Origin of the sequence: Fusibacter sp. 3D3 (assembly GCF_001748365.1) — a bacterium.
GTDB lineage: Bacteria > Bacillota > Clostridia > Peptostreptococcales > Acidaminobacteraceae > Fusibacter_A.
In genome coordinates this window covers 113,357-139,127 of record NZ_BDHH01000010.1, presented here as the reverse complement: position 1 = coordinate 139,127, position 25,771 = coordinate 113,357, and the positions used below count along the sequence as shown (strand labels likewise).

Genomic DNA, 25,771 nt, shown 5'->3' with positions numbered 1-25,771 from the left:
GGATGCTCATCGTCTAAAAAAGACGCTTGGAACTTTTTTATTGTTCCAAGCGCCTTAATTTATTCCATATTTTCTTTTTTTGGTGCTCTCTTCACAGATTTTTTATTCGATACTGGCGGATTCTCAATTGCAGGCTCTTTCTTTTCAGCTTTAGGCTGAGCCACTTCAATTGTCGCCGTTTGAGTTGCTGTTTTGGTCTGAGATTTTGGTGGTGTCGCCAAATGTTTCAATCTTTTATCTACTAAATCGTGGATTGAATTTTTATCGAAGACACCATTTATATTGCGTTTTCCAGCTGGCTTTCCCGTTAAAATTTCAATGCCTTCATCCACATGATTTATCGCCCATACGCTAAATTCACCATTGCTTACAGCTGTGACGATCTCTTGATCCAGCATGAGGTTTTTAACATTCTGTTTCGGAATGATCACCCCTTGTTCACCATTTAAGCCCTTCATTTTACAAACCTTGAAGTAGCCTTCGATCTTCTCATTGACGCCGCCGATGGGTTGAATCATACCTCTTTGATTTACAGAGCCTGTAACCGCAATGGATTGATTAATAGGCACCCCAGATAGATCCGATAGCAGCGCATAGAGTTCCGTACTAGACGCACTGTCACCATCTATCCCTGAATAAAGCTGTTCAAATACGATACTTGCAGTAAGTGCAAGCGGTCTATCTTGTGCAAACATTCGGCCAAGATACCCTGTTAATATCATAACCCCTTTGTCATGAATTTTACCACTTGTCCGCGCTTCGCGTTCAATATTGATAATGCCAGAACGCCCCTGATACGTCGAAACTGTTATTTTGGAAGGCTTCCCGAAACTGTACATGCCCGTTCCAACTACCGCGAGTCCATTGATTTCGCCCACTTTGTACCCAGTCACATCCATGAGATACGTGCCTTCTTCAAAAAGTGACATGGTTTGTTCTTCATATTTGTTCGCCCTATATTTTCTTTCATCTAACGCTTTTCTAACGTGTTCTACTTTTACAAAGTCTTCTTTATAATAATTCGCCCAAGCATCTGCTTCAATAACAATATCACCCAAAGTCTTTAAATGCGCTGTTAATTTCGTTTGATCATCTGCGAGTCTTGTGGCATGATCCACAAGCATAGCCACTGCATCAGGCATAAAATGATTGAGGTGATCCGTTTCACATTTAGTTGAAATAAATCTTGCAAACTTTGTGATATTTTCATCGTTACGCTCCATGTCCTCATCAAAATCTGCCATCACCTTAAACAGTTTTTGAAATTCTTCATCATATGCATTCAACAACGAATACGTATAGTAATCCCCTATGACGATAACTTTAACATCTATTGGAATAGGTTGAGGTTTAATGGTATGTGAAACTAAGGCACCCGATGATGATATACGGCTGTCAATGGAAACAGACTCATCTAGCAGAGATCGTTTTAAACTTTTCCATGCAAATGGATTGGCTAAAATATCTTTTGCCAGCAAGATGAGATACCCTCCATTAGCTCTGTGAAGCGCTCCCGGTTTGATCATAGTGAAATCTGTCTTCATAACACCCATTTCATTTAAATATTCAATACTCCCTGCTAAATTGAAATAAGTAGGATTTGACTCAAATACCACGGGTGCACTTTGCGTTTCAGAATTATCTACGAATAGATTAATGCGATAACGCTCAAAAAAAGCTTCTGGATTTTGTTGACCCATCGCAAACATAGCAAGTGGATTTTGCTCATCTGATTCTGCTTCTTCTTGCTTAAACTCATCTAAATTTTCAATGATGTCCTCTTCTAAAAATTCTAAATACTTTTTGATATCATCATTGTTTTTAAATTTTTCTTTAATCGTGTCCAAATGGAATTTCACAAGATGCCTTCCCATTTGTTCATCTAAACTCTTCAGTTTATTTCTCAAATTTTCTTCTTCTAATCGCAACCGATTAAATAAATCGATCGTCTCCAGATTTAGCTTTTGAGAATTTCCCATCATTTTATCATATTCTTCTTGTGTGATGGTCTTATATTCTTCTTCATTCATGGGTTTGCCATCTTTTAGCGGAATACTCACAATGCCCTTTTCGCTTAGAGAGAATAAAAAGCCATATTTTTCGCCTACAAAATTTAATTTTTCGATGACATTTGCAGAATGAACATTATATTCTTCCACAAGTTTTTGACGTGCATTTTCATAATCTCTGCTTGAGAAAATTTCTTCCATGCCCTTTCTCAAAAATCGAATAGATCTCTCTACATATTTGATAAAGTTTTTGCCTTCACCATTATCTATTTTAATCGCAATTGGATGATACTGATCTTTAAAATTGTTGACATAGAGCCAATCAGAAGGTGCAGGTTGCTTAACAGCCTGTTCCTCTGTGAGCATATTGACGAAGCTATTACGCCCTGTGCCCCATTGACCCGAAACATAGATGTTATAGCCTTTTTTGGTGACGTTCAATCCAAACTGCAGTGCTTTTTTAGCACGTTCTTGACCTATAATACCTCTAATGGGTGGTAAATCTTCTGTCGTTTTAAACTCAAACCTTTTGGATTCACACTTATTATTGAGTTGTTCCGGTTTTAGCTTTAAATATTCCATAATCGCCTCCATGTTGTAAGTTTATTTGAGTTCGGATTAGAAAGGTTCATTTTAATTGTCCCCTATATTTATAGATTTCTACACAAACCCTTAATACCCTTTTTTTTGTGTCAAAATCATTTATGCCATACTCAGGCCGCAAGGCGCCCATACTCAGGCCGCTGCGCTTCCTTCGTAACCCTTATGCAATCCTCACGGATTGCAATCAGTGGGCGGAAAGGCGCCCATACTCAGGCCGCTGCGCTTCCTTCGTAACCCTTACAATCCTCACGGATTGCAATCAGTGGGCAGAAAGGCGCCCATACTCAGGCCGCTGCGCTTCCTTCGTAACCCTTATGCAATCCTCACGGCTTGCAATCAGTGGGCGGAAAGGCGCCCATACTCAGGCCGCTGCGCTTCCTTCGTAACCCTTACAATCCTCACGGCTTGCAATCAGTGGGCGGAAAGGCGCCCACTGATTTGAGAATAGGCCTCTCCGCTTTAAAAAGCGAAGAGGCCTATTCTCAAGGGTTATTTCAAAAATTACTTCTACTTTCCCCCATGGCTGTATTTGATATTGATTTAGAATTTTAAATTTTTAAGTTTATCCCCAAAGAGATCGCTTAATGTTGTGGTTTGCTCTTCTTCTGCATAGGGTTCAAAATCTGATAGTTCAGCTTCTTTTGCCGCTTTTAAACTCAATCCCATCTTTTGGTTTTCGCTGTCAATTTGAATGATCATCACTTCAATTTCATCGCCGACATTAACCACTTCTTGAACTCTAGAAACATGTTGTTCTGAAAGTTCAGAAATATGAATTAAACCTTCAAGGCCATCCTCAATTTCAACAAATGCACCGAAGTTCATAATTCTTGTGACCTTGCCTGCAACAACATCGTCTACATGATAATGTACGTCAACGGTTTCCCATGGACTTTCTTTTATATCGGCTAACTTAAGACTGATACGCTCTTTCTCTCTGTTGACTTCAAGCACGATAACTTCCACTAAGGCACCCTCTTGAACGACTTCACTTGGATGCTTAATGCGCTTATTCGACATTTGAGAAATGTGAACGAGACCATCTACGCCTCCTAAATCAACGAAAGCACCATAATCTGCTATTCTCACCACTTTTCCAGTGATGCGATCATCTGGTGAAATTCTTGATAAGCGATCTGCTTTTGAGCGCTCTTGCGCTTCCTGTTCTATCACTTTTCTAGAGCCAACCACTTTTTGATCTTCTTTTTTATAATCAATAAGTACAATTTCAAGGGTTTGATGTAAATAAGGTTTGAGATCTTCTACATAGGCTAAAGCCACATGAGATGCGGGTATAAAAACACGAGCCCCTTTGTAGTCAGCCACTAAGCCACCAGTAACCACTTCTTTTACCTTTACTTTAAAAGGGCGTTTACTGTTCATTATTTTTTCAAATTCGTCCCATACCAATATTTGGTCTGCTTTTTTTTGAGATAAAAGCACATTGCCATCGCCATTATCTGCTTTTAAAACAAAAACTGAAATTTTTTGGTTGACCTCTAAGCCTTCTGTTGTACTTCCTGTGATTTCTTCTTTAGGCAACACACCATCTGAACTGTAATTGATATTCACAATAACTTCTTCTGTATTTACAGAAAGTATTGTGCCCTCAATAACGTCACCCTTTTTAAGATCGTTATTGGTTTCATATTGTGCCATTAAATCGGCCATTGACATTGAATCGCTCATGTTTATCCCTCCAAAATTAAAATTGTTTTAGTGATCTTACGGTTAGAGTGTCCAAAACCAGTTTCGCATGAACACGCTAACTGTCTATTGTTTTAGAAAAAATAACTTTAATCATAAATTGAGGTAGTATCATCATTCTACCAATACGTGTGGGTTCTTTAAGCAAACGATATAACCATTCAACGCCTAATTTAATAAAAATTTTGGGCGCTCGTTTCGAAACCCCTGCCCACACATCTATCGCGCCACCTATGCCCATCGCTACTTTTGAATTGATAATTTTTCGGTGCTTGTATATCCATTTTTCTTGCTTCGGAGCGCCAAGACCGATGAATAGAATATCGGGTTTTAGTTCATTGATTTTATCTAGAATTCGCAGTTCATCCTTTTCATCGAAGTAACCATCTTGAGTTCCTTTGACAATTAAATTAGGGTATTTTTCCAGTATTTTTTTTGCAGCGGTCTCAGCAACACCAGGTTTCCCGCCGAATAAAAATATACTCTTTTTCGACCGATTACAATACTCCAGCGCCTTTTCCATAAGTTCTATACCCGGAACGCGTTCCGGAAGTTCTAAATGATGTATTTTAGAAGCTTTAATAATGCCGATACCATCTGGCACCACGAGATCCCCTTCACATAAAATCGTCTTGAATTCAGGATCATCTTGTGCCTTCATAATAAACTCTGGATTAGGTGTAAAGATCATTTTAAGCTCCTCACCTTGCATATAGCTCACAAGGCGTTTATTCGCTTCTTCCATCGTTACCTTGTCTATCCTAACCCCGAATATTTTCACATAGTTTGTGCCTTTAAAAATTTCCATTAATCCCCCAATCAAAGCGTATACTCTGTCCGCTTCGCTGCCTTCGTAACCCTTGCGCAATCCTAATGTATACTCAGTCCGCTTCGCTGCCTTCGTAACCCTTGCGCCTTCAATTCTTACGGGTTCACAAGTTCATACTCTGTCCGCTTCGCTGCCTTCGTAACCCTTGCAATCCTAATGTATACTCTGTCCGCTTCGCTGCCTTCGTAACCCTTGCAATCCTAATGTATACTCTGTCCGCTTCGCTGCCTTCGTAACCCTTGCAATCCTAATATATACTCAGTCCGCTTCGCTGCCTTCGTAACCCTTGCGCAATCCTATCGGATTGCATTCAGTGGGAGTTTGGACTCCCACTGAATTAGGGAGATGAAACCCCACTTTTTAAAGTGGGGTTTCATCTCCCCAAGGGTTATATCAATGTTTTTAATATTTCATCGTTTACCTCAAGTAGCTTAATCAAGCTTGCTTTTGAACGAATAACCTGTGCTTTAACCGTTTCGTAATTTTGCTCGTATCTTGTAATTTCCGATTCTATGGCATCAGGCCTAAAATCATGTATACTGCATATTGGTGCCATTTGAATGGTTTCAAGGAAGTTCTCAATTTTCGGATCATAACTGATGCCCACAAAGGGAACTTCTGCAACAAGCGAAAATATAAGCGAATGTAATCTTGAACCCACGAGTATATCCATATTTTGAATAAGACTCAAGAAAGCCAAAGAATTATACTTATCAATGATAAAATAAACATGTTCATCGGTTTTATCATGGATGTCTTGAAAAATCTTTGTATCATTTTTATAGTAGAATGGCACAAAGATCACATTATATCTCTTGGCGAGGCGATTTGCCATTTGAACGAGCAAATCACGATGTGCATCATCTCTAAAATCCTTTTGTCTAATGGCAATCGCCAATTTTTTACGACTGGGGTCCTTTAGATTGAGATTATCGATGATGTGCTTGCCTTCATCAAGGGTCTGGCAATCTAATGCCATAACAGGGTCTGTTGTCACTTTTGCTTTTTCAGGTTTTACCCCTATGGACATCAAGAGTTCATAGGATTTGATATCTCTTACGGTAATACAATACACTTTATTGAGCACACGTTTTACACGTCTTTTATTGGATGCTCTGATTAGAGGACCAACCCCATGACTTATGAGAAAAACTTTCTTTCTGAAAATCAAACCCATTCTAATGATACTGAGATAATAATGGATACTCCTTGCACTGGTTACATCTTGTAAAAGACTTCCGCCACCACTTAAAAGCACATCACATTGCATAATGACCTTTGCCACTTTTAAAGCATCACTTCTATTAATAGCTTTAACATCAAATTTCTGCATGGTCTCTACTGGATTGTTAGATAATACAGTGATTTGAACATTAGGATTTATCTCTTTCAACTTTTTTGTCAAGGTTAATAAAATAGCTTCATCACCAATATTGTGAAATCCATAAAAGCCCGAGATCACGACTTTATTCATAATTTTTGCTCCCAAAATACGCAACATAGATGCGATTGATAATTTCTAATACCACAAGTACAATTATACCAATACCAATACCCATTGTTAAAGATAAGAGTTCCCTTACTGTGGATAAATAAATTGGCGCTCTTGAGTGACAGAACGTATTTACCACGGAGGTAAAGCCAATCATAGCGGTCAAGGCAAACGGAAATAAAATGCGCTGATAGCCTCTACACGCTAAATATACAGTTGCTGTAAATGCTGGAAATGCCATTAAAATTTCTTTCGTCCTCGGTCTTGCCAACATAACATTTTCTAAAAAGTTTCTAAAAATAATTTCTATGTTTAAGGCTTCAACATTAGTTTCATGGCCTGATCTCGCAATGTAGATGTAGACAATAATGCCAAGTAGCGCTGCAATTGCAAGGTAATACACTTTCACATTTTCAAGTAAAAAGCCTTTGAGATCTTGTATAAAGAAAGTATTTTCCTCTAGATCATGCACATTGCGTCTATAACCCAATTTAATGATGTACACCGCTACAAAAAGGAACATCGGTAGAAGCAGACTCGCTTTAACGCCTCTGTAAAAACTCATTTCCACCAAGTAGTCTGATCTAGACATAATTGCGCCTACTGTGAGCCCCCCAATCAAACACAGCATTACAATTGCTGTCAAGCCAACGGTTGCCTTCACGATAATACCTTTAAAAGTATAATATTTTGTACTCAGCAAAATATCTTTGATATACTCTATAAAGAAAATAATGGCTATTGTTGGGTATATATTGGCCGCTGCAAAAGCATAAAGCTCCACACTGAGATTTGGAATGACGAATACACTGGCAGGAATAAAAAGCATTCCCAAAACAAACAAGACCCATTCAAATCGTTCATTGATATCAAAGATCAATTTAAGCGCAATCAATCCTAGAATTAAAAGGCCAAAAGCTGACAACATCAATAAAAATGGCGAAACCGTATGATAAGGCATGACGCTGGGTTTGCCAAGTGTTATACCATGGGGTTCAAGACGCGCCTCCAATTGAGCAAACATCGTTTTGTAATCGTCTAACACTTCGTAATAAGTAAAATTAGTCTCTTTATGAGGTCTAAAATAGACCGCTCTAATATTACGTTCTGTAATGGCTCTATAAAGGGTATTCTCAATCTCAATTGAACCCTTGTAATAGCCTAAATAATCATATCTCTGCTGAATATACTCAATCACAGGAAAAACGCGCACCACATTGTAATTGAGATCTTGTGCCAGTTGAGTTAACCCATATTGTTCAGAATGACCTCTTTGGAGCGAGGACTCAATTAAAGCAATTGGCACATTTTTAGCAACGAGTGTTTCGTATAAAAGTGGATCGTAATTTTTAACATCTTCTTCAAAACCCAAAACCGACTTACCGCCAAATATGATTTCCATGGGTTCTTCCCCATATTTTTCAACATCATCAAAATAAGCTTTAGCGATATTTGTATTTGATCTCCCAAAGTTTATAGGTCTCAAATTAATGGGCAATCCACTCGCTTTTATAATTTCGATCTTTTCTGGATCGAATCCCAATCCAATGTCCTCAAGTGCAGATGAAACTTCAACTCTTGGGAGTTTTACACCTTTTGCAAGTATGTCTTTATATCGGCTGTCTTCTGTATAGTATAGATCCTCTATAGTCCCTTTCAATACAATCGTATTCACTTCTTCATCAAAAAATTCATAAAAGCCAATATCATAACGTGCTTCTATGGCTTCTGATAATCGTTCAAAGAGCGCTTGATCATAAGTTCTGACAACGACATCATACTTGTTCTCATCGGCTTCGAGAAAAGTAGCTGCTCGACCGTCATAAAGCGTTTTCCATTCTAAATCTTTTTTCACGTTAGAAAGCAAATCGTACTCTATTGGTTTTTGTTCATTCACTAAACTGTAAAGCGAGTCTTCTGAAAGCGCAACACTGGATATACCCGATTCAGAAAGCGTCTTAAACATTTCTTCATCAGATATTTCTAATTGATCTGCAAAGAGCGAAAATTCATAATAATCTGCAACGATATCCACAGTTTTCGCCTGATTCTCAACATTTATACGACTCAAAAGCATAGTCCCCGTTGCTATTAAACTTATCACAAATAAGATAAGGTATATTTTCTTTTTTAAGTTCATGATGCCTCCACGTTAATTATTTGAAATCATAGTATAATTGCCCTTAATCATCATCCAGCAGTCCTCAGTTGTCAAAATACCTCTACCATCATTGCTGGGTACAAGCATATGATGGTCAATTGGGACCCTTTTACCATTTAACACTTTGCTACCTTCTGTTAAATCTGGGATGCCCACTGCGTTGGGATCAATCACATTGGCATTGCCAACCCGCACTATAAACTCAGCACTATCTGCAAAGTAAACGGCATTGCCTTTTGGAATACTGATGATTTCAAACACTTGCGATCCAGTGGTAGAACTACCACCTTGATTCATTTGCTCTATTTGAGTTTTTAAAGCATTTACTTCTGTTAAGTATTTGTCGTCTAACGCCTTAAGTTTCATTTCCATATAACTTACAGTAACAAGAGGATCTGTTGTGGTTCCCGCGGTACCATCTGCTTGGGCGATTCCTAGCATACCAATAAAAATGCCAAGCGTTAAACCTATAACCAGATTTTTATTAAATGTCATTGCTGCCTCCTGAGCGCTTTATTTTATTCACTATCACCAATCATTTTAACATACGAGAATGGATCATGCTATATTTCAAAACATGTTCCTCAAAAAACAAGAAAAAAGGTATACAAAATGTCCATACAATGTATACAACAGGAAAAAACCTGTATATAAAAAATATACAGGCATTTTAAGCATCTTCCTCATATAGACCAAGGCTGATGACCAAGGCCTTATCAACATCCACCATGACACCTTCTTCAAGATGTCCAAGTTTTTGAATCAATCGCGTTTTATCAATCGTTCTCACTTGTTCTAATAAAACTACAGAATCTTTTAACAAGCCTACTTGAGAAGCTTGCACTTCAACATGTGTCGGTAATTTTGCTTTTGCTATTTTTGCTGTAATCGCTGCTATGATCACTGTGGGGCTGTACTTATTACCGATATCGTTTTGAATGATCAAAACGGGTCTCTGCCCACCTTGTTCGGAACCACGCACAGGTGATAAATCTGCAAAAAATACGTCGCCTCTTTTAATATTCACCTTAATTATCATCTCCATTCAACTTTGATTCAAAGATAGATAACGCAGATAAGTAATCTATCAACCCAGATTCACAAAATTCTAAATTAATCTGAGCCATTATTTCGTAGCCAACACGCATTGCCTCGTAGGCTTTACAATTTTTCAGAGCATTCTTCTTGTGTGCTTTTAATGCTACATTTTTCAAAAAAAAGGTGTACGCACCAAAGGATTCACAATTGTACTGAGCATTTTTTTTCATCACAAAACCCCCATTGTTAACGATACCCTTTGTATCTAAACAATTTCTCTCAGCTTATGTTACACTTGTGACATTAAATAAAACAATTTAATGTCTTAAGAATCCATAAACATTGTATAATTTAGCCCTTCTTCTCCCAAAAAAATTGCCCAAAATATTTTTTTTTTAGCTTCCCGTAACCCATTTTACATTTATATGTCTCTATCTACTGAACATTTTATCATAAAATCTAAGAAATCGCCATAAAAATCACCTTATTATCTTAAATAATCTATAACAGCTACAATTTTGTCCTCTTTTTTATAAACCCTCAAAACACGTTTAGAGATCATACAAACCACCTCATAATTGATCGTACCAATCATATCCGCGTATTCATCAATGGAAATCACTTGAGTCCCTTCAGTTCCAAATAAAGTCACAACATCGCCCACATTTACATCGATCCCAGTGACACTCAACATACATTGATCCATGCAAATACGCCCAATGACTGGCTTGATTTTACCTTTGACAATTGCCTTTGCGAGGCCCGTGTAACCTCTAGCAAATCCATCTGCATAGCCCAACGGCAAAGTTGCGATCTGCTCTTTTTCACACGTTTTATAAATCAAACCATAGCTGATGCCCTCTCCCGCTTCTACATATTTCACATGTGAGATTTGTGCTCTAAGCGACATCACTTCTTTTAAAGAAACGGCCTTATGATTCACATCCTTTGACGGGTATAAACCATATAGCATAATACCCGCTCTCACCATATCAAATTGATACTCTGGACAGTCAATGATGGTTGCACTGTTGGCTACATGTTTTATAGGAATGCTTACGCCCTGCGCTTCAAGCCTATCCGCCACCCACTTAAACCGCTCAACTTGTGTATGTGTAAAAGCTTTATCCGTTTCATCAGCCACTGCAAAATGCGTAAATAAGCCTTCTATAATAAGATGTGAAAAAGTAGTCATCTCTATAATTTGAGCCACAGTTTCTTCTGTAATCGCCATGCCAATACGTCTCATGCCCGTATCTAATTTTACATGTACTTTTAATTTTCGATTCATTTCCATTGCCTTTTGATTCAAAAAAACGGCTTGTTCGATATGGTATACAGTTTGAATCAATCCATTTCCAATGACTTCTTCAGCATTTTCATTAGGTGTATAACCCAATATCATAATTTCTGTATCCCCATAAACGCGTCTGAGTTGAACAGCCTCTGAAAGTGTCGCTACAGCCAAACGGTCTGCCCCATTATCTAGCAATACGCCTGCAATTTGTACCGCCCCATGACCATATCCATCTGCCTTGATGACTGCACTTGCCAAAGTTGAAGGTTTTATACACTTTCTGACCGCTCTCATATTATATGCCAATGCATCTAAGTTTATCTCTGCCCAAACAGGTCTCGTTAAAGTATTTTGACTCATATGCCCCCCTAATATCAAGTTAAAAAAATAGACTAAAACAGTCCCAAGACTATTTTAATCCATTTTTTTTAACTTGACTATTGAATTTTAACGATTTTTTGTGTGCTAAACATCCAGTTCGAGATGTTTGAAAGCTTGAGTAATCCCTTCGATCAAATCTCCAGCGATCAACCCATATTCACCTTTTTGACTCACCATGAGATCACCTGAATAGCCGTGAATATAAACCCCTGCAACTGCAGCTTTTTCTGGACTAAGTCCTTGAGCCACTAGACTCGTTATAATGCCTGTTAAAACATCACCACTCCCTGCAGTTGCCATCCCTGGATTTCCATTGATGTTGATATAAGTCTGCCCAGATGGCAACGCAATCACAGTCCTTGCGCCTTTTAACACCACAATAACTTTCCATTTTTTAGCAAAATCTCTCGCTGTTGTAATAGGGTGTAGATTAATCACCTCAAGTGGTAAATTTGTCAATCGACTCATTTCACCTGGATGCGGCGTCAACACAACTTCATTTTTCTTATGACCGAGCACATCGACATTTCTGGCAAGCGTATTCAAGCCATCTGCATCAATAATAACAGGTTTATCTACTAAAGTAACCAAGTGCCTCAATATTTCATTCAGTTCAGCATTTTGACCACAACCCGGTCCAATCGCGATTACATCTGCCGTATCGCAGGTTTGAACTAATTTTTCCACTTGATTTATCCCAAAAACACCCTTACGCGTCTCCGCAAGCGGTACTGTCACTGCTTCTGGAACACTTGTAGTGATGATCGCATGAAGCGATTCAGGGATGATCAGTTTTAATAAACCTACGCCTGATCTAAGCGCACTCTTACCACACAAGATTGCAGCCCCTGTCATTCCAAAAGATCCAGCAATTATGCTTGCCTTGCCATAAAGGCCCTTATGAGAATTTTTAGGTCTCTTTGGAATCATCTGTTTGACCATTTCATGCGATATGGTTTCAAGCGGTATAATCATCTCCGCAATGAGTTCTTTTGGAATCGCTATTTTTTTTACAACCAGTTCGCCATTGTATTCCGCAGCTGGGTACATTATATTTCCTACTTTTGGAAGGCAAAGTGCAACTGTTTTATGCGCACGAACTGCAGTTTTCATGACGAGCCCTTCACTGGCATGTATACCACTTGGAATATCACACGAAATGATATAGCCCTTGGATTCATTTATTTCATCTATCGCAAGTTCATAAACCCCTTCCACATCTTTCGTGATGCCAATTCCAAATATGCAATCTACCACAACATCATCATAGGCGATCGTTTTACCCAGTTTTTTAACGCCTCCGATGTCATTGATCATTTCCACGGTTATGCTTAAATGTTTAATTATTTCAAAATTGCGATTGGCGTGCTCTGACAACTTTTTAAGATTGCCAATCATGAATATTTTAACCCCATACGATTCGTTGTGTAAATGCCTCGCACAGACCAAGCCATCACCACCATTGTTTCCCATGCCTACCACAATAATGATTTTACTATGCTTATTGACATGTTTTTTTACTTCTTCCGCAAGTGCAATACCTGCATTTTCCATTAAAACCATTTGCGGTATTTGATACTTTTCTACCGCTTTCAAATCAATGGCTCTAATGTCCTTTTCCGTTGCGATTTTCATGACTTCACGCCTCCCCAACAGCGATGACAAATGCAATCGCATTTTCATTTGAATGTGAAATTGAAACCATCAATGTCTCAATCCCTTTTTGATGCGCAATCGCCTTGGCACCATTGTATAAATTCACATAAGGCTGACCCAATTCATCCCTAAGCACTTCAATATCCACAAGATTAAATCCCCTTACACCTGTACCAAACGCCTTTGAAACAGCTTCCTTAGCTGCAAAATTTCCAGAAATCGTCTCTGCTTTCATCTGTTTTTTCTCAAAAAACTCATTTTCGGAAGCCGTAAAGAAACGTTTCAAAAACTTTGGTTTCTCTTCTATAATTTTTTTGAATCTTTCAATTTCAACGATGTCTACACCGTTACCCTTAATTATCATGTTCCACACTCATTCCTAGTTTTCTAACAATGTATCATTATACGCTTTTCACTTTTAGCCGTCAATATCTCTAAAATAAAAAATCAGCAGTTGGCGGTTTAAAGTTTACCCACAAAGTGCTGACTATAAAATCAATATTTACTGATGACATTTATGTGTGTCCCTTTAAGCAAAGGTTGAATTTGAGCTTTCATATGATTCATCTCATCTGCTGAATACGCAGTAAAGGGGTGATCTATAATTTGTTTCTCATTATACTCGTATTGTTGTAAAGTGTAGCGCTCACTCCCGTTTATAAGTGTTGCCATTTCTATTAAATCACTTAATTCGTGGAATTCCTTCATAAGTGTTGTTCTAAATTCATGATTTACACCACTTTGGATGATCGTGTGAATGCTTTTAAAGAGTCCTTGATTGTCAAAATGTGCTATGCCTGCAGTCGCCTCATATTTAGAAGGTGTATTCTTAAGGTCCATGGCAATATAATCCACCAACTGATGTTCAATGATATTTTCAAGCCATTCTGGATTACTGCCATTTGTATCGATCTTAATCTTCATGGACAGCTTTCTGAGTGCTTCTAACAAAGGTAAAATGTCATTATTCATTGAAGGTTCACCACCGGATATAACGACTCCGTCAATTAAACCTTTTCTTTTTTGCAAATGTAAAAGCCAGTCTTCGGAATTGACCCTTTCACTGGATCTCATAACTAAGTCCCCGTTATGACAATAGGGACATTTGAAGTTGCACTTGCCAAAATAGGCAACGCTAGAAATCAAATCTGGATAATCAATAAATGAAGTTTTTAAAAAGCTTTCGAATTTTATGTGTTTTAATGCCATAACGACTCCTTCTAATCGATGTTCAGTCTAAATCATATGTCTTATTATAACCCTTGAGGAGATGTCCCCCACTTCTCAAAGTGGGGGTTCATATGCCTAATTCAGTGGGAGTCCAAACGCCCACTGAATGCAATCCGATAGGATTGTGCAAGTGTTACGAAGGTAGCGAAGCGGACTGAGTATACGCTTTGATTTATAGATAATATTTTTCTATGAGTTGCCACATAAAATTCCATATTTTCTCTAAAAATTTGAAAAAGCGACGCGTTCATCGAATTCGGATTGTTTCCCATCGTTCCAAGAACTAATTGGGCGGTGATATCCCACTACACGAGACCAAACCTCTGTTGGTTTTCCACAAGTTGGGCAAGTGTGTTCTTCACCTGCGATATACTTATGATCTTCACATATGCTGAAGGTCGGTGTAATGGTGAAATAAGGAAGTTTATAATTTCGAGTGACCTTTTGAAGAATACATTTTACCGTTTCTATCGAGTGAATCTTCTCTGGAATAAAACCATGAAAAACTGTACCACCAGTGTACTTGGTTTGCAAATCATCTTGATAGTCAAGGGCTTCAAATAAATCCGTCGAAAACCCAACGGGGAGTTGAGTCGAATTCGTATAATAGGGCACATCGCCCCCAGCCGTTATAATGTTGGGATACAATGCTTTATCTGCTTTTGCAAAGCGATAAGCAGCACCTTCAGCAGGACTCGCTTCAAGATTATAAAGATGGCCTGTTTCCTGTTGGAACCTTATAAGTACCTCATTCATATGATCTAAAATCGCTTTTGCCATTTCTCGACCTTGAGTGGTCACAATATTATCTCTGCCATCAGTGAAATTTTGTATGCATTCATTCATGCCGTTTGGTCCAATAGTCGCAAAATGATTATGCCAATATTCGCCATAATTTTGATAGACTTCTTCTAAATAATATCTTGAATAGGGATAGAGCCCTCTAAGCATATTCTCTTCCAGAACTTTCCTTTTTGCTTCAAGTGAATCCTTTGCAATCTCCATCAAGCGTTCCACACGATTTAAAAGTTCTTCATAGGTCTTTGAAAGATATCCGATCCGTCCCATATTTACTGTGACAACACCTATGGACCCTGTTTTAGGATTGGCTCCAAATAGCCCTCCACCGCGTTTAATAAGGGCTTTGTTATCCAGTCTAAGGCGACAGCACATGCTGCGTACATCTTCTGGATTTAAATCTGAGTTAACAAAATTACTAAAGTAAGGGGTTCCATACTTAGCAGTCATCTCCATAATCTTATCTGTTACGTCATTGTTCCATTCCCAGTCATCTGTAATGTTATAGGTTGGAATCGGGAAGGTAAAGATTCTACCTTTCGCATCACCTTCCATCATCACTTCGCAAAATGCTTTGTTGATCAAATCCATTTCGTGTTGATAATCTCCGTATACTTGCTCATATAGATGTTTTCCACCAATGATAATAGGCATTTCTCTATGTGTTGAGGGCACTTCTTTATCCATCGTAATATTGAAGAACGGCGTTTGAAACCCCACTCTCGTTGCGATGTTCATATTGAATACAAAAGTTTTCATAGCATGTTTAACAGCGTTATAGGATAACTGATCCACTCTGACAAATGGCGCTAAAAGCGTGTCAAAATTAGACACCGCTTGTGCACCTGCCGCTTCGCCCTGAACTGTATAGATAAAATTCACCAGTTGAAGTAAAGCGGTGTCAAAATGCTTTGCTGCAGCAGATTCTACTTTCCCAGGAACACCACCAAAACCTTTGAGCAATAAATCTTCAAGACTCCAACCACAACAATAAGTCGACAAAAGACCCAAATCATGAATGTGAATGGCACCCTCTTCATGGGATATTTTGACCGTTTCCGAGTAGACATTGTGTAGCCAAAACGCTTTCGATGCCTTGGAAATGATATGATTGTTAAGGCCTTGTAACGAATAACTCATGTTTGAATTTTCTCTGACAAGCCAGTCATTTTGGCCTATATAATCCCCAAATAGCGCTAATATATCCATTGCCGTTTTCTTGTTTTCACGTTGCTTTTTATGTTCAAAACGGTATTTAATATAACTTTTTGCCGTTTCATATTCGCCCATCTTCATCAAGATATTTTCAACCGCATCTTGAATTATTTCTACTTTAGGATATGTTTTTATTTGTTTTTCTTCTAAATAGAGCAAAACATAATCCGTCACCACTTCTGAGAGTTTTAGCAAATCTTTTCTCAATCTTGAGGGCTTCGTCACCACTAAAGATTTAAAAATTGCCGCTTCTATTTTATGTCGATCAAACGACTTTAACGCCCCATTTCTCTTTTCAATCATCGAATACAAAAAATCGCCCCCTTAACAAGCAATACTAAGGTTTTGAGCACATTTACAAAACTATATGCTGTGTCCACTCACTCTATTATACACAATATATAGGTGAAATTAACGTTTTTTTGATGTTTTTTTAAAAATGAGACTTTAGATGGATTTTTTATATTTTACTTGACTTATCACGTATTTTGGGAATAGTCATTCTGCTAAAACTATGCTAAAATCATATTTGAGACATCTTCGATGTCTCAAACCGATTTTCGCTGATACCTTTCAGCGGCCACACATTCCGCTTCAAGTCTTTCGGCTCAAATCTTATGATCTATTTAATCAGAATAGAACACTTGGCAACAAATCACCGTTAGGAGGTTTTTATGACAATATACGATGCAATTCACACCGCTATCTTAGCGCATGAAAATCAAATTAGAAAGTTGGATTTGGACATCTATGTGGCACATCCTCTTGAAGTGGGTATGATCTTGGCAAAATACGGGATGTCCGATGAGGTCATTTGTGCAGGGATTTTACATGATACCGTGGAAGATACGGATATGACACTTGATATGATCGAAGCTAAATTTGGAAAGCTTGTCAGAACTTATGTTGGTTTTTGTTCTGAAAATGACAAGAGTCTTACTTGGCATGAGCGCAAAGTGCAATATCTCGCTCAGATCCAAGAGGCGCCGCTTGATGTGCTGTTCATTGTATGTGTTGATAAACTCACCAATATCATGAGTATTTTTCGTAATCTTGATGTTTTAGGAGATGACCTTTGGGATCGCTTTAATGCTGGATTTGAAGCTCAAAAGTGGTACTACTCAGAGATTCTAGAAAGATTGCACCCCATAAGCTATCATCCTTTATACAAGCAGTTAAATCATTATGTATCACTTGTCTTCTATAAATAGAAGCCAAGCGATTTAACCAGTTCAATATCTTGCGCTATGGTGTTGCCAACGGTGGTCAAATAGTTTCCAGATAACGCTCCATTGACCCCACCTTGAAAACCGTTTTTCGCAAGTTCACCTAAATAAGCTCTCCCGCCTGCAAATCTAATCTCAGCCTCTGGTAAAATCATTCTGTAAATCGCCAGCATTCTCAAAATGCACTCTGGTGAAGGCAACTGATTTAATGCCATTGGCGTTCCAGGGATTGGCATCAAGAAATTAACGGGTACTGACTTGATCTCCAGTTTCTTGAGTTCAAAAGCCATTTCAATACGATCCTCATCGGTTTCATCAATACCAAATATACCGCCTGAGCACACTTTTAACCCCACGTTTTGACAGCTTTTAATGGTCTCAATACGCTCTTCGTATGAATGTGTCGTACATACCGCTTTATAATGTGCTCTTGAAGTCTCAAGATTATGATGATATGTGCTAACGCCGGCTTGCTTTAGTTTTTCAGCTTGCTGGGGTGTTAACATGCCATGCGAAGCACAGAGCTCTAAAGCCGTTACTTGTCTAAGGATTCGATAAGCTTCTAAGAGCCAATTCAAATCGCGTTCATGCAGTGCCCTGCCGCTCGTTACGATAGAAAAGCGATGCACGCCTTCATGCTCTAGTGTTTTTGCAGTTTCAACAATGCTTTCAATCGACATTTTCTCATAAGTATCAACACCTGTCTCATAGTGAACAGATTGCGCACAGAACTTACAATCTTCTGAACACTGACCACTTTTGCCATTGATTATCGAGCACAATGCCAGCTTATTGCCTGCACGTTCAATTCTTATTCTATTGGCCGATGCCATAAGAGCACTCAGTGAAACTGCATCATCCAGAAGTGACACAGCTTCGCTTCGGTCAATGGAATCCCCCTGTAAAATTCTACGTTCTATTTTTTTTATCATTTTTTATGCCTTTTCGACATGCGCTGTGTAACCTGCCTGTCTAAGTCTTGGCAATACCAATAAAGAAGAAGATGCTATGATCACAGACTTGATCACATCGGGTATGATAAAAGGTAAAAATCCTGCTGCAAGCGCACTGTAAACTGTATAATCACCCTTCCCAAGATAAAGCTTGATAATCATGTAAAGATAAGGCACTCCAATGAGATAAGTAAAGAATAGCCCCAAAAGAACAGCCCCTAATATCTTTGGAAAGGTAATCTTTGTCATCCGTTCAGTTATATAGCCAATCGTGAAAGTACAGACAAAGTAACCAATCAAGTACCCAAATGTCGGATTGAAAATATAAGTAATGCCACCCCCATTTGCAAAGATTGGAATTCCAATCAACCCCATGACGATATAGATGATCTGTGATAACCCGCCCTTTTTTGAGCCTAAAAAAACACCCGCATAGGCACAGAAGAAAAATTGAAAGGTAAACGGTACTGCACCAATATTAATTTTTAAAAAAGCACCAATTGCAGTTAAAGCTGCAAATAAAGAAATTAAAATCATATCTCTCGTTTTCATATTATCCCTCACCTTAATTTAGTTGACAATCCATGGAGATTAAATTGACTTTACGCAACTCATCCACTTAAATGCTTTCAGCTATTTATAAGCGCGAATCTAGTCGATGTGCTTATAGAGTGGCACTGAAAGGGATTCTAATGCTAAAATGATTGTAAAGGATAATCGCACGTTTGTCAACCTATTTGAATTTCAAGTTGACAATCATACGGTTTAATCATTGTCAGGTTAAACACTCCTGCTCTTTGCTGGACAAGAACTAATGAATAATCATTGTCTGCTAAAACTTCGTTTTACCCGACACGTTCTCGTCTAACCGCAAAGCGCAGGTTGAACACTCCTGCTCTTTGCTGGACGAGAACTAATGATTTATCTTAAAAAAAGCGCCTTTCAGATCAAATCTGAAAAGCGCTTTTTAGGCTTATCAACTATAATTAACCATGTAATTTTGAATATTCAAATGCAATTTCAGCACCTATTCTTGCGTTATTGTAGACCAGTTGAATGTTGGCGTCGAGGGAATCCCCTCCAGTCAATTCTTTCACCTTCGCCAGTAAGAAAGGGGTTGTTTCCTTACCTTTAACGCCATTTGCATCTGCTTCTCTTAACGCCGTTTCAATGGCATTTGTAATGACATCAAAATCCATTTGATAGACTTCTGGAATCGGATTTGCAATCACTACGCCACCTTTTAAACCCATCGTCCATTTTGCGTGAAGGGATTCTGCAATTGTTTTCGCATCATCAATTCTATAATCCACATTAAAACCGCTTTTTCGGGTATAAAATGCAGGCAATTCTTCTGTTTGATAGCCTATAACAGGTACCCCTAATGTTTCAAGATGCTCTAATGTCAACCCAATATCTAAGATTGATTTGGCCCCAGCACAAATAACAGCGACACTGGTTTGACCCAGTTCTGTTAAATCTGCTGAAATATCAAAGGTTTCTTGTGCATTACGATGCACACCACCGATGCCCCCTGTTACAAATATTTTGATACCGGCTAAATCTGCACAGATCATAGTTGCAGCAACTGTTGTCGCACCATCTCTTCCCATAGCAACTATAAAGGGCATGTCTCTTCTGGAAACTTTTGCAACCCCTTTTGTATGCCCTAAGTATTCAAGTTCTTCATCCGTTAGCCCTACTTTAATACGCCCTTTGAGGATCGCGATGGTTGCGGGAACCACCCCTTTTGCGCGAATGATGTTTTCCACTTCACGTGCGGTTTCCACATTTTGAGGATATGGCATGCCATGGGATATAATCGTAGATTCCAGTGCGACCACTGGTTTTCCTTCTGAAAGTGCTCTAGCAACCTCTGGGTGAATATCTATTTTGTTATCAAACATGTTTTTACATCCTTTCTTTAATAAGGTTCATTATAATAGATTCATTAAGTGATTTTGAAACGGTTTCTGTTTGCTCTATATTATGTGTCGCACAACTCATGGCAAATCTAAGCGCTTCTTGAAAGGGGAGCTGCTTAATTTCAGAGAAAACCATCCCTGCCATGAACGCATCTCCTGCACCTGTTGTATTGACGATCTTTGTCTTCGGGGTGGCTATCTTCACAATTTCAACCTCATCCCTTCCCAAAACACCTTGTTCGCCAAGACTTATGGCTACTTTTTTTACAGGCAATGTCTTTAAGAATAACGAGAGGTCTGACTGTTCTAACGGATAACCTGAAAGCAATTCAGCTTCTAGCAAGTTGGGCTTTAAAAAATAAATCTTATCGAGCAATCCTTTTACTTTAATCGCTTTAGCCGTGGACACGGTGTCCACAAATATTTTTTTATGAGCATATTTATTGAGTATAAATTGTAGAACATCTTCTTTTAAGTTGGTGTCCATCACAAGGCACCCTGCATTTTCAATCACATGGTGAAATTCATTAATATAGGCCACCGAGATTTCATCTACAATGTTCATTTGAGAAATCGCCACATGCATATCACCCGTTTCATCTGAAACCGCTAAATAGGTCGATGTCGGTTGACTTTGATGTACCATAATACCATTGGTATCCACTTTTAGTGTGTTCAGCTCGGATAAGATTACAGAACCAAATTCATCATTGCCGACAGCAGATATCATTTTAACCGATACGCCTAGCCGTGATAAATTCTCTGCAATATTTCTACCAACGCCCCCTGTGGAAGTTTGAACTTGTCCGATATTGGAGTCATGGAGAATCATCTTATGCGTTGGGCGACCTGAAATATCCATGTTACAACCGCCCACCACCACCACATAGGGTTCTTCAGATACAATATAACCTTTTCCTTTGATCTTGCCCTTTTTGATGAGATTAGAAATATGAACCGCCACAGAAGAACGCTGAATACTGAGAATTTGAGCGAGTGATTCCTGTGATATCATTGGATTTTCTTTTATAATTTCAAGAATTTCTTGTTCACGATCTGTCACAATACCTCCTTGTGTAAACTATAGTTTGTTTTATAAGCATATGTTTATAATACAATATTTATTGGATCTTGTAAACCTCTGGTGTGAAAAATTTCATGGAATTCTTCCTATTTTCTAACCTTCTCTTGGTTTTATATTAATACAAGTTTCCTATAATTAAGTTAGAAAGTTGACAAAGGAGGTCCTCAAATGTCAAACACTTTAGATCAAATTGATCAAATTATCAACCGCACACATTGCTCTTACAAAGAAGCAAGTGATGCACTACAAGCCTCAAACGGCGATGTGATAGAAGCCATTATCCTAATTGAAGCTCAGAACTCCAAATCCGAAACTGCCAAAAACTCGAATGCCGAGACTCCAAATTCAAAGTCCAAATCCGATAAAGAAGCTGAAATTAAACTTGAATGGAAATCCGAAGCTTTTAAAACACAAATGCGTTTTTTGGGTGCAACCGCTAAAAAGATCTTTAAAAAATTGCTTAACATGAAAATTGCATGGCAGAAGGATTCTAAAATTTATTTAGAATTACCGCTCATCATTGTGATTTTAGTGGCTTGGTTCACTTTACCATTTTCATTACTCGCATTGGCTTTGCCATTCTTTCTCGGTTTTAATGTTCTGCTAAAAACCAGTGGTAAGAAAGATAAAAATATCGGTAAAATTATCAAATCTCAATTTGAGGAAAATGAATAAAACCCTTTTGAGACCCATGAGAATTCTATCCAAATTCTAACCGAAATTTGGTACATCATTAAGGATTAAGCACTATAATGTAACTCATACGAAAACACCTAAGGAGGCGTTATTATGTCAGTAAGTTTAGAAAAAATTGATATGCTCATGGAAAGAGCAAACATAAGCTATAAAGAAGCTAAAGAGGCACTTGAAAAATTTGATGGAGATATGGTTGAAGCCCTGATTCACCTAGAAGATGCCCATAAAACAGGTCCAAAAAATTCAAATGGCAATAGAGATCTAAGACAAGAGTATAGACATCATAGACAGCAATGTCATCAGAGACCTCAAAATGATTTTTTCGAGGATATGAAAAAGTTCTTTGATAAAATGCACAAAACAAGTTTTGTAATCGGTAAAAAAGGTAAAAAAGTATTAGATATTCCATTAACAGTTGCCGCTATTATCATTCTGTTGACTTTACCAATCTCACTCATTCTCTTGGTTTTACCTTACGTATTTGGCTACAAAATCGTCATTCTCGACCCAAAAGGCAGCAAGGTTAAAGTTGAAGATGCTTTCAAATTCGATGAAGAAACTGTTGTGGAAAAAGAGCCTGAGGACAGACGTTCTTAAAAACACACTCTCTTTATAATGAAGCGTTGATCCCAGTTCTTATGAGTTGACACTCTTATGAACTGGGATTTTATTGTAGATCATAAGATTTGAGCCGAAAGGTGTCAGCGAAAATCGATTTGAGACATCGAAGATGGCTCAAATATGATTATAAACAGCAAGATTCAAAGCCCTCCCCCTTTTAATCTAGTCTGAATAATGCTATATTAAAACAAAGTGACTCTGCTTTACATAAATTAGGGAGGAAAAAATATGCAAAAAATACTCGTTGTTGAAGACGATGTTAAAATCGCAAGATTTATAGAATTAGAATTGCAACATGAAGGCTTTGAAGTTCAAACGGTTCATGATGGCCGAACTGGATTAGAACGTGCGCTTGAGGATTCATTTGACCTCATTGTGCTCGACATTATGTTACCGGGGCTCAATGGCATGGAAGTCTGTAGACGCATTAGACTCAACTCTGAAATTCCCATTATCATGCTCACCGCCAAAGATGACACAATGGATAAGGTGATGGGGCTTGATTTTGGAGCTGACGATTATATGACCAAACCTTTTGCAATAGAAGAACTGCTTGCCCGCATCAGAAGAATTTTTAGAAAAGCACCTGCTTTGAACGCTGTTCCACCGAATACTTTTGTCTCAGGTAATCTTAAAATCGATTATAATCAATATACCGCTTCATACAGCGAAAAAACCATCGAACTTACAAAAACGGAGTTTGATTTGTTGCATTATCTTGCTGAAAATAGAAATATAGCCCTTTCCAGAGAGCAAATACTCGATAAAGTTTGGGGCTATGATTATTTTGGAGAGACAAAAATCGTCGATGTGTATATTCGTTATTTAAGAAGTAAAATTGACGATCAGTTTAAGACGAAATTCATTCACACCGTTAGAGGGGTAGGTTATTTATTTAAAGATGAAGATCATAAGTAAAAACCAAGTTGAAGAACTTAATACGAGACCTAATTCAGGGTTAAATAAGCCTAAAAGTGGGCATGGCGATACAACGGGCTCTAATCGTTTCGTCAAGCCGAGCACGCCTTCAAAAAAGCGCGTTCCAAACTCAACACCTATTGTAATCAAAGTCAATAGCAATCACAAGGGCGATACTGAATCTTATCAAGATCAAAGAAAAGCACGCAAAAAAAGCAAGCAGCATGAAGCTTCAGAAGAAATTGTAAAGCAAAGATTAGCCTATCTTGAGAAGGAAAAATATAAACGCACCCTTAAAAAGCAAAAAAAGCAAACTCAAAACAACAAAAAAAATAAATCGGACGCTCGAGATTCAAAGCAAGAATCTGCTATTACAAAGGTTAAAACTGTAGCTCCAAAAGCAGTTTCAGTGCCTATAGCGGTGGAAATCTCAGAACCTTCCTATATGGCAAAATCCTATGATCGTTTTATTTCTCTGTTGAGATTCAACATCACCTTTAAACTTACTTTGGGCTATACTTTTAGAGTTATTTTTCTCATCGCCTTCTTATTTGCGACCTCTTATTTGAGTTTCTCTTACTTTTTATATTATCAAACTCAAGGATCGCTTTCAAAAAATGAGGTGTATATTCAAAGTTTACTTCAAGACGGTTTTGTCTATAATGACACGGTGGTCACTCACTATATCGCCAGTGAAGACCTCTATTTTTATTTTTATGATGCGCACAAGAATCTGATTTTTAAAAATACAGAGCAAAGTGTTCATTATGATACTGCCATGGCTTATGCGCCCTATGATTTTAAAGATTTCCCCAACTTTCCCACGCTTTATCAATCTGGAAAATATATGAACGCTACTGGGGTGACCCGTTATTTCGTCCTCGGTAAAAACATGAATAAATCCAGAGGGACCATAGAGGCAACTTTACCCATTGGTGTTGTGCTCGGTTTTGTGCTGATGTTATCCTCCATCCTCTCCGCTTCAAAGTTAGCAGGAAAACATTTAAAACCCATTAAAGTCATGACTGATCAAGTGAAAGATATGTCTGTGAACAACTTAAGCACGCGCTTAAATGTCAGTGGCACCAAAGATGAACTCAAAGATCTTGCACTTACTTTTAATCAAATGCTAGACGACATACAGAAAAGTTATGAACGTGAAAAACAATTTGTATCCGATGCTTCTCATGAACTCCGAACACCTATCGCTGTTATCAAAGGCTATGCTGGCATGCTCAATCGTTGGGGTAAAGATGATCCCGCTATTTTAGAAGAGAGTATTCAAGCTATTCTTGGCGAAACTGAAAACATGCACAGTTTAGTGGAGAGCTTACTGTTTATAGCGCGAAATGATAAAGGCGCTCTAAAAATGGATCTTGCCGAATTCAATTTATCAGATCTGATCTGTGAAATCGCCAAAGAGACAAACCTCATTGATAAACAACATGCCATTGTAGAAAATATCGATAAGAATCTCTTTATTTACGGTTCAATTGACAAACTTAAACAAGCATTGAGGATTTTTGTAGATAACAGTATTAAATATACACCTGAAGAAGGTGAAATTAAAATTTCACTTCGCGCCACCCAGAGTCAATACGTTGTCGAGTTCTCAGATAACGGCATCGGCATCTCAAAAGAGGATTTACCTCATGTTTTCGACCGATTTTATCGAGCTGATAAATCTAGAACAAAGCTGAAAGATAACCAACATGGCGGAACAGGTCTTGGACTGTCAATTGCTAAAATCATCATTGAACAACACGGTGGTGCCATCCACGTGGATAGCGAACTCAATCATGGCACTACTTTTACGATCATGCTTCCAATCTCAAAAGTACCCATAGAACAGTTTTCCAATTAGAACATCCATCTGAAGTGATTCAAATAAAAACAGGCCTCCTTAAGACGTAAAATCCTTAATGAGGCCTA

Annotated in this window: 22 protein-coding genes; 5 read left to right on the top strand and 17 right to left on the bottom strand. The window is 38.2% G+C overall.

Features of this window, described 5'->3' with window-relative positions:
* Positions 1–59: 59 nt before the first annotated feature.
* From F3D3_RS12805 to F3D3_RS12745, 13 genes are all read right to left on the bottom strand, one after another.
* Positions 60–2,591: a Lon protease family protein gene (locus tag F3D3_RS12805; protein ID WP_069874484.1), complete on the bottom strand. Its 2,532-nt coding sequence runs from the start codon at positions 2,589–2,591 to the stop codon at positions 60–62.
* Between the two features lie 561 nt (positions 2,592–3,152).
* Positions 3,153–4,301 (bottom strand): 30S ribosomal protein S1, encoded by a 1,149-nt coding sequence (gene rpsA / locus F3D3_RS12800; RefSeq protein WP_069874482.1) that lies wholly within the window; start codon positions 4,299–4,301, stop codon positions 3,153–3,155.
* Between the two features lie 76 nt (positions 4,302–4,377).
* On the bottom strand, positions 4,378–5,127 hold the full coding sequence (locus F3D3_RS12795; RefSeq protein ID WP_069874480.1) for a WecB/TagA/CpsF family glycosyltransferase: 750 nt from the start codon (positions 5,125–5,127) through the stop codon (positions 4,378–4,380).
* A 409-nt stretch (positions 5,128–5,536) separates the two neighbouring features.
* Positions 5,537–6,622, bottom strand: a complete 1,086-nt coding sequence (csaB, locus tag F3D3_RS12790; RefSeq protein WP_069874478.1) for a polysaccharide pyruvyl transferase CsaB — start codon at positions 6,620–6,622, stop codon at positions 5,537–5,539.
* Positions 6,615–8,780, bottom strand: coding sequence for a DUF5693 family protein (locus tag F3D3_RS12785; protein WP_069874476.1), 2,166 nt, complete (start codon positions 8,778–8,780; stop codon positions 6,615–6,617). Before F3D3_RS12785 ends, csaB begins: the two co-directional genes overlap by 8 nt.
* A gap of 12 nt (positions 8,781–8,792) precedes the next feature.
* Positions 8,793–9,296, bottom strand: coding sequence for a hypothetical protein (locus F3D3_RS12780; protein ID WP_069874475.1), 504 nt, complete (start codon positions 9,294–9,296; stop codon positions 8,793–8,795).
* A 175-nt stretch (positions 9,297–9,471) separates the two neighbouring features.
* The gene (locus F3D3_RS12775) at positions 9,472–9,828 is read right to left on the bottom strand and encodes a type II toxin-antitoxin system PemK/MazF family toxin (RefSeq protein ID WP_069874473.1); all 357 of its coding nucleotides are present in this window, start codon (positions 9,826–9,828) and stop codon (positions 9,472–9,474) included.
* A 1-nt stretch (position 9,829) separates the two neighbouring features.
* Positions 9,830–10,069, bottom strand: a complete 240-nt coding sequence (locus F3D3_RS12770) for a hypothetical protein (RefSeq protein WP_069874471.1) — start codon at positions 10,067–10,069, stop codon at positions 9,830–9,832.
* Positions 10,070–10,326: 257 nt separating this feature from the next.
* Positions 10,327–11,496, bottom strand: coding sequence for an alanine racemase (gene alr, locus F3D3_RS12765; RefSeq protein WP_069874469.1), 1,170 nt, complete (start codon positions 11,494–11,496; stop codon positions 10,327–10,329).
* Between the two features lie 105 nt (positions 11,497–11,601).
* Positions 11,602–13,152, bottom strand: coding sequence for a bifunctional ADP-dependent NAD(P)H-hydrate dehydratase/NAD(P)H-hydrate epimerase (locus F3D3_RS12760; RefSeq protein WP_069874468.1), 1,551 nt, complete (start codon positions 13,150–13,152; stop codon positions 11,602–11,604).
* 4 nt (positions 13,153–13,156) lie between these two features.
* On the bottom strand, positions 13,157–13,534 hold the full coding sequence (gene acpS / locus F3D3_RS12755; RefSeq protein WP_069874586.1) for a holo-ACP synthase: 378 nt from the start codon (positions 13,532–13,534) through the stop codon (positions 13,157–13,159).
* Between the two features lie 134 nt (positions 13,535–13,668).
* Positions 13,669–14,382, bottom strand: coding sequence for an anaerobic ribonucleoside-triphosphate reductase activating protein (locus F3D3_RS12750; RefSeq protein ID WP_069874466.1), 714 nt, complete (start codon positions 14,380–14,382; stop codon positions 13,669–13,671).
* A gap of 243 nt (positions 14,383–14,625) precedes the next feature.
* Entirely contained in the window at positions 14,626–16,719 is a 2,094-nt protein-coding gene (locus F3D3_RS12745; RefSeq protein ID WP_175438373.1) for a ribonucleoside triphosphate reductase, read from the bottom strand.
* A 371-nt stretch (positions 16,720–17,090) separates the two neighbouring features.
* Between F3D3_RS12745 and F3D3_RS12740 the strand changes: the two genes are divergently transcribed.
* On the top strand, positions 17,091–17,627 hold the full coding sequence (locus F3D3_RS12740; protein ID WP_069874462.1) for an HD domain-containing protein: 537 nt from the start codon (positions 17,091–17,093) through the stop codon (positions 17,625–17,627).
* On the opposite strand, the gene bioB is transcribed toward F3D3_RS12740, so the two are convergent.
* The 4 genes from bioB to F3D3_RS12720 all read right to left on the bottom strand — a co-directional run bounded on the left by bioB (position 17,618) and on the right by F3D3_RS12720 (position 21,583).
* Positions 17,618–18,574 carry a biotin synthase BioB gene (bioB, locus tag F3D3_RS12735; protein WP_069874461.1) on the bottom strand — a complete coding sequence of 319 codons (957 nt, stop codon included), beginning with the start codon at positions 18,572–18,574 and terminating at the stop codon, positions 17,618–17,620. The genes F3D3_RS12740 and bioB overlap by 10 nt on opposite strands.
* A 3-nt stretch (positions 18,575–18,577) precedes the next feature.
* A complete protein-coding gene (locus tag F3D3_RS12730; protein WP_069874459.1) occupies positions 18,578–19,147 on the bottom strand; it encodes a biotin transporter BioY in 570 nt (189 codons plus the stop codon).
* 434 nt (positions 19,148–19,581) lie between these two features.
* Positions 19,582–20,502 (bottom strand): pseudouridine-5'-phosphate glycosidase, encoded by a 921-nt coding sequence (locus F3D3_RS12725; protein WP_069874457.1) that lies wholly within the window; start codon positions 20,500–20,502, stop codon positions 19,582–19,584.
* Positions 20,503–20,506: 4 nt separating this feature from the next.
* A complete protein-coding gene (locus F3D3_RS12720) occupies positions 20,507–21,583 on the bottom strand; it encodes a carbohydrate kinase (protein WP_069874456.1) in 1,077 nt (358 codons plus the stop codon).
* A 189-nt stretch (positions 21,584–21,772) separates the two neighbouring features.
* Between F3D3_RS12720 and F3D3_RS12715 the strand changes: the two genes are divergently transcribed.
* The 4 genes from F3D3_RS12715 (at position 21,773) to F3D3_RS12700 (ending at position 25,703) form a co-directional block, all read left to right on the top strand.
* Positions 21,773–22,279 carry a hypothetical protein gene (locus tag F3D3_RS12715; RefSeq protein ID WP_069874454.1) on the top strand — a complete coding sequence of 169 codons (507 nt, stop codon included), beginning with the start codon at positions 21,773–21,775 and terminating at the stop codon, positions 22,277–22,279.
* A 114-nt stretch (positions 22,280–22,393) separates the two neighbouring features.
* On the top strand, positions 22,394–22,897 hold the full coding sequence (locus tag F3D3_RS12710) for a DUF4342 domain-containing protein (RefSeq protein ID WP_069874453.1): 504 nt from the start codon (positions 22,394–22,396) through the stop codon (positions 22,895–22,897).
* Positions 22,898–23,149: 252 nt separating this feature from the next.
* Positions 23,150–23,839 carry a response regulator transcription factor gene (locus F3D3_RS12705; RefSeq protein WP_069874451.1) on the top strand — a complete coding sequence of 230 codons (690 nt, stop codon included), beginning with the start codon at positions 23,150–23,152 and terminating at the stop codon, positions 23,837–23,839.
* Positions 23,823–25,703 (top strand): HAMP domain-containing sensor histidine kinase, encoded by a 1,881-nt coding sequence (locus F3D3_RS12700; RefSeq protein ID WP_084389007.1) that lies wholly within the window; start codon positions 23,823–23,825, stop codon positions 25,701–25,703. Before F3D3_RS12705 ends, F3D3_RS12700 begins: the two co-directional genes overlap by 17 nt.
* The last annotated feature ends 68 nt before the right edge of the window (positions 25,704–25,771 follow it).

Coding starts and splice junctions, on each gene's coding strand:
- F3D3_RS12805 (WP_069874484.1), bottom strand. CDS start 2,591: ATGGAATATTTAAAGCTAAAACCGGAACAACTCAATAATAAGTGTGAA.
- rpsA (WP_069874482.1), bottom strand. CDS start 4,301: ATGAGCGATTCAATGTCAATGGCCGATTTAATGGCACAATATGAAACC.
- F3D3_RS12795 (WP_069874480.1), bottom strand. CDS start 5,127: ATGGAAATTTTTAAAGGCACAAACTATGTGAAAATATTCGGGGTTAGG.
- csaB (WP_069874478.1), bottom strand. CDS start 6,622: ATGAATAAAGTCGTGATCTCGGGCTTTTATGGATTTCACAATATTGGT.
- F3D3_RS12785 (WP_069874476.1), bottom strand. CDS start 8,780: ATGAACTTAAAAAAGAAAATATACCTTATCTTATTTGTGATAAGTTTA.
- F3D3_RS12780 (WP_069874475.1), bottom strand. CDS start 9,296: ATGACATTTAATAAAAATCTGGTTATAGGTTTAACGCTTGGCATTTTT.
- F3D3_RS12770 (WP_069874471.1), bottom strand. CDS start 10,069: ATGAAAAAAAATGCTCAGTACAATTGTGAATCCTTTGGTGCGTACACC.
- alr (WP_069874469.1), bottom strand. CDS start 11,496: ATGAGTCAAAATACTTTAACGAGACCTGTTTGGGCAGAGATAAACTTA.
- F3D3_RS12760 (WP_069874468.1), bottom strand. CDS start 13,152: ATGAAAATCGCAACGGAAAAGGACATTAGAGCCATTGATTTGAAAGCG.
- F3D3_RS12750 (WP_069874466.1), bottom strand. CDS start 14,382: ATGGCATTAAAACACATAAAATTCGAAAGCTTTTTAAAAACTTCATTT.
- F3D3_RS12745 (WP_175438373.1), bottom strand. CDS start 16,719: ATGATTGAAAAGAGAAATGGGGCGTTAAAGTCGTTTGATCGACATAAA.
- F3D3_RS12740 (WP_069874462.1), top strand. CDS start 17,091: ATGACAATATACGATGCAATTCACACCGCTATCTTAGCGCATGAAAAT.
- bioB (WP_069874461.1), bottom strand. CDS start 18,574: ATGATAAAAAAAATAGAACGTAGAATTTTACAGGGGGATTCCATTGAC.
- F3D3_RS12730 (WP_069874459.1), bottom strand. CDS start 19,147: ATGAAAACGAGAGATATGATTTTAATTTCTTTATTTGCAGCTTTAACT.
- F3D3_RS12725 (WP_069874457.1), bottom strand. CDS start 20,502: ATGTTTGATAACAAAATAGATATTCACCCAGAGGTTGCTAGAGCACTT.
- F3D3_RS12715 (WP_069874454.1), top strand. CDS start 21,773: ATGTCAAACACTTTAGATCAAATTGATCAAATTATCAACCGCACACAT.
- F3D3_RS12710 (WP_069874453.1), top strand. CDS start 22,394: ATGTCAGTAAGTTTAGAAAAAATTGATATGCTCATGGAAAGAGCAAAC.
- F3D3_RS12705 (WP_069874451.1), top strand. CDS start 23,150: ATGCAAAAAATACTCGTTGTTGAAGACGATGTTAAAATCGCAAGATTT.
- F3D3_RS12700 (WP_084389007.1), top strand. CDS start 23,823: ATGAAGATCATAAGTAAAAACCAAGTTGAAGAACTTAATACGAGACCT.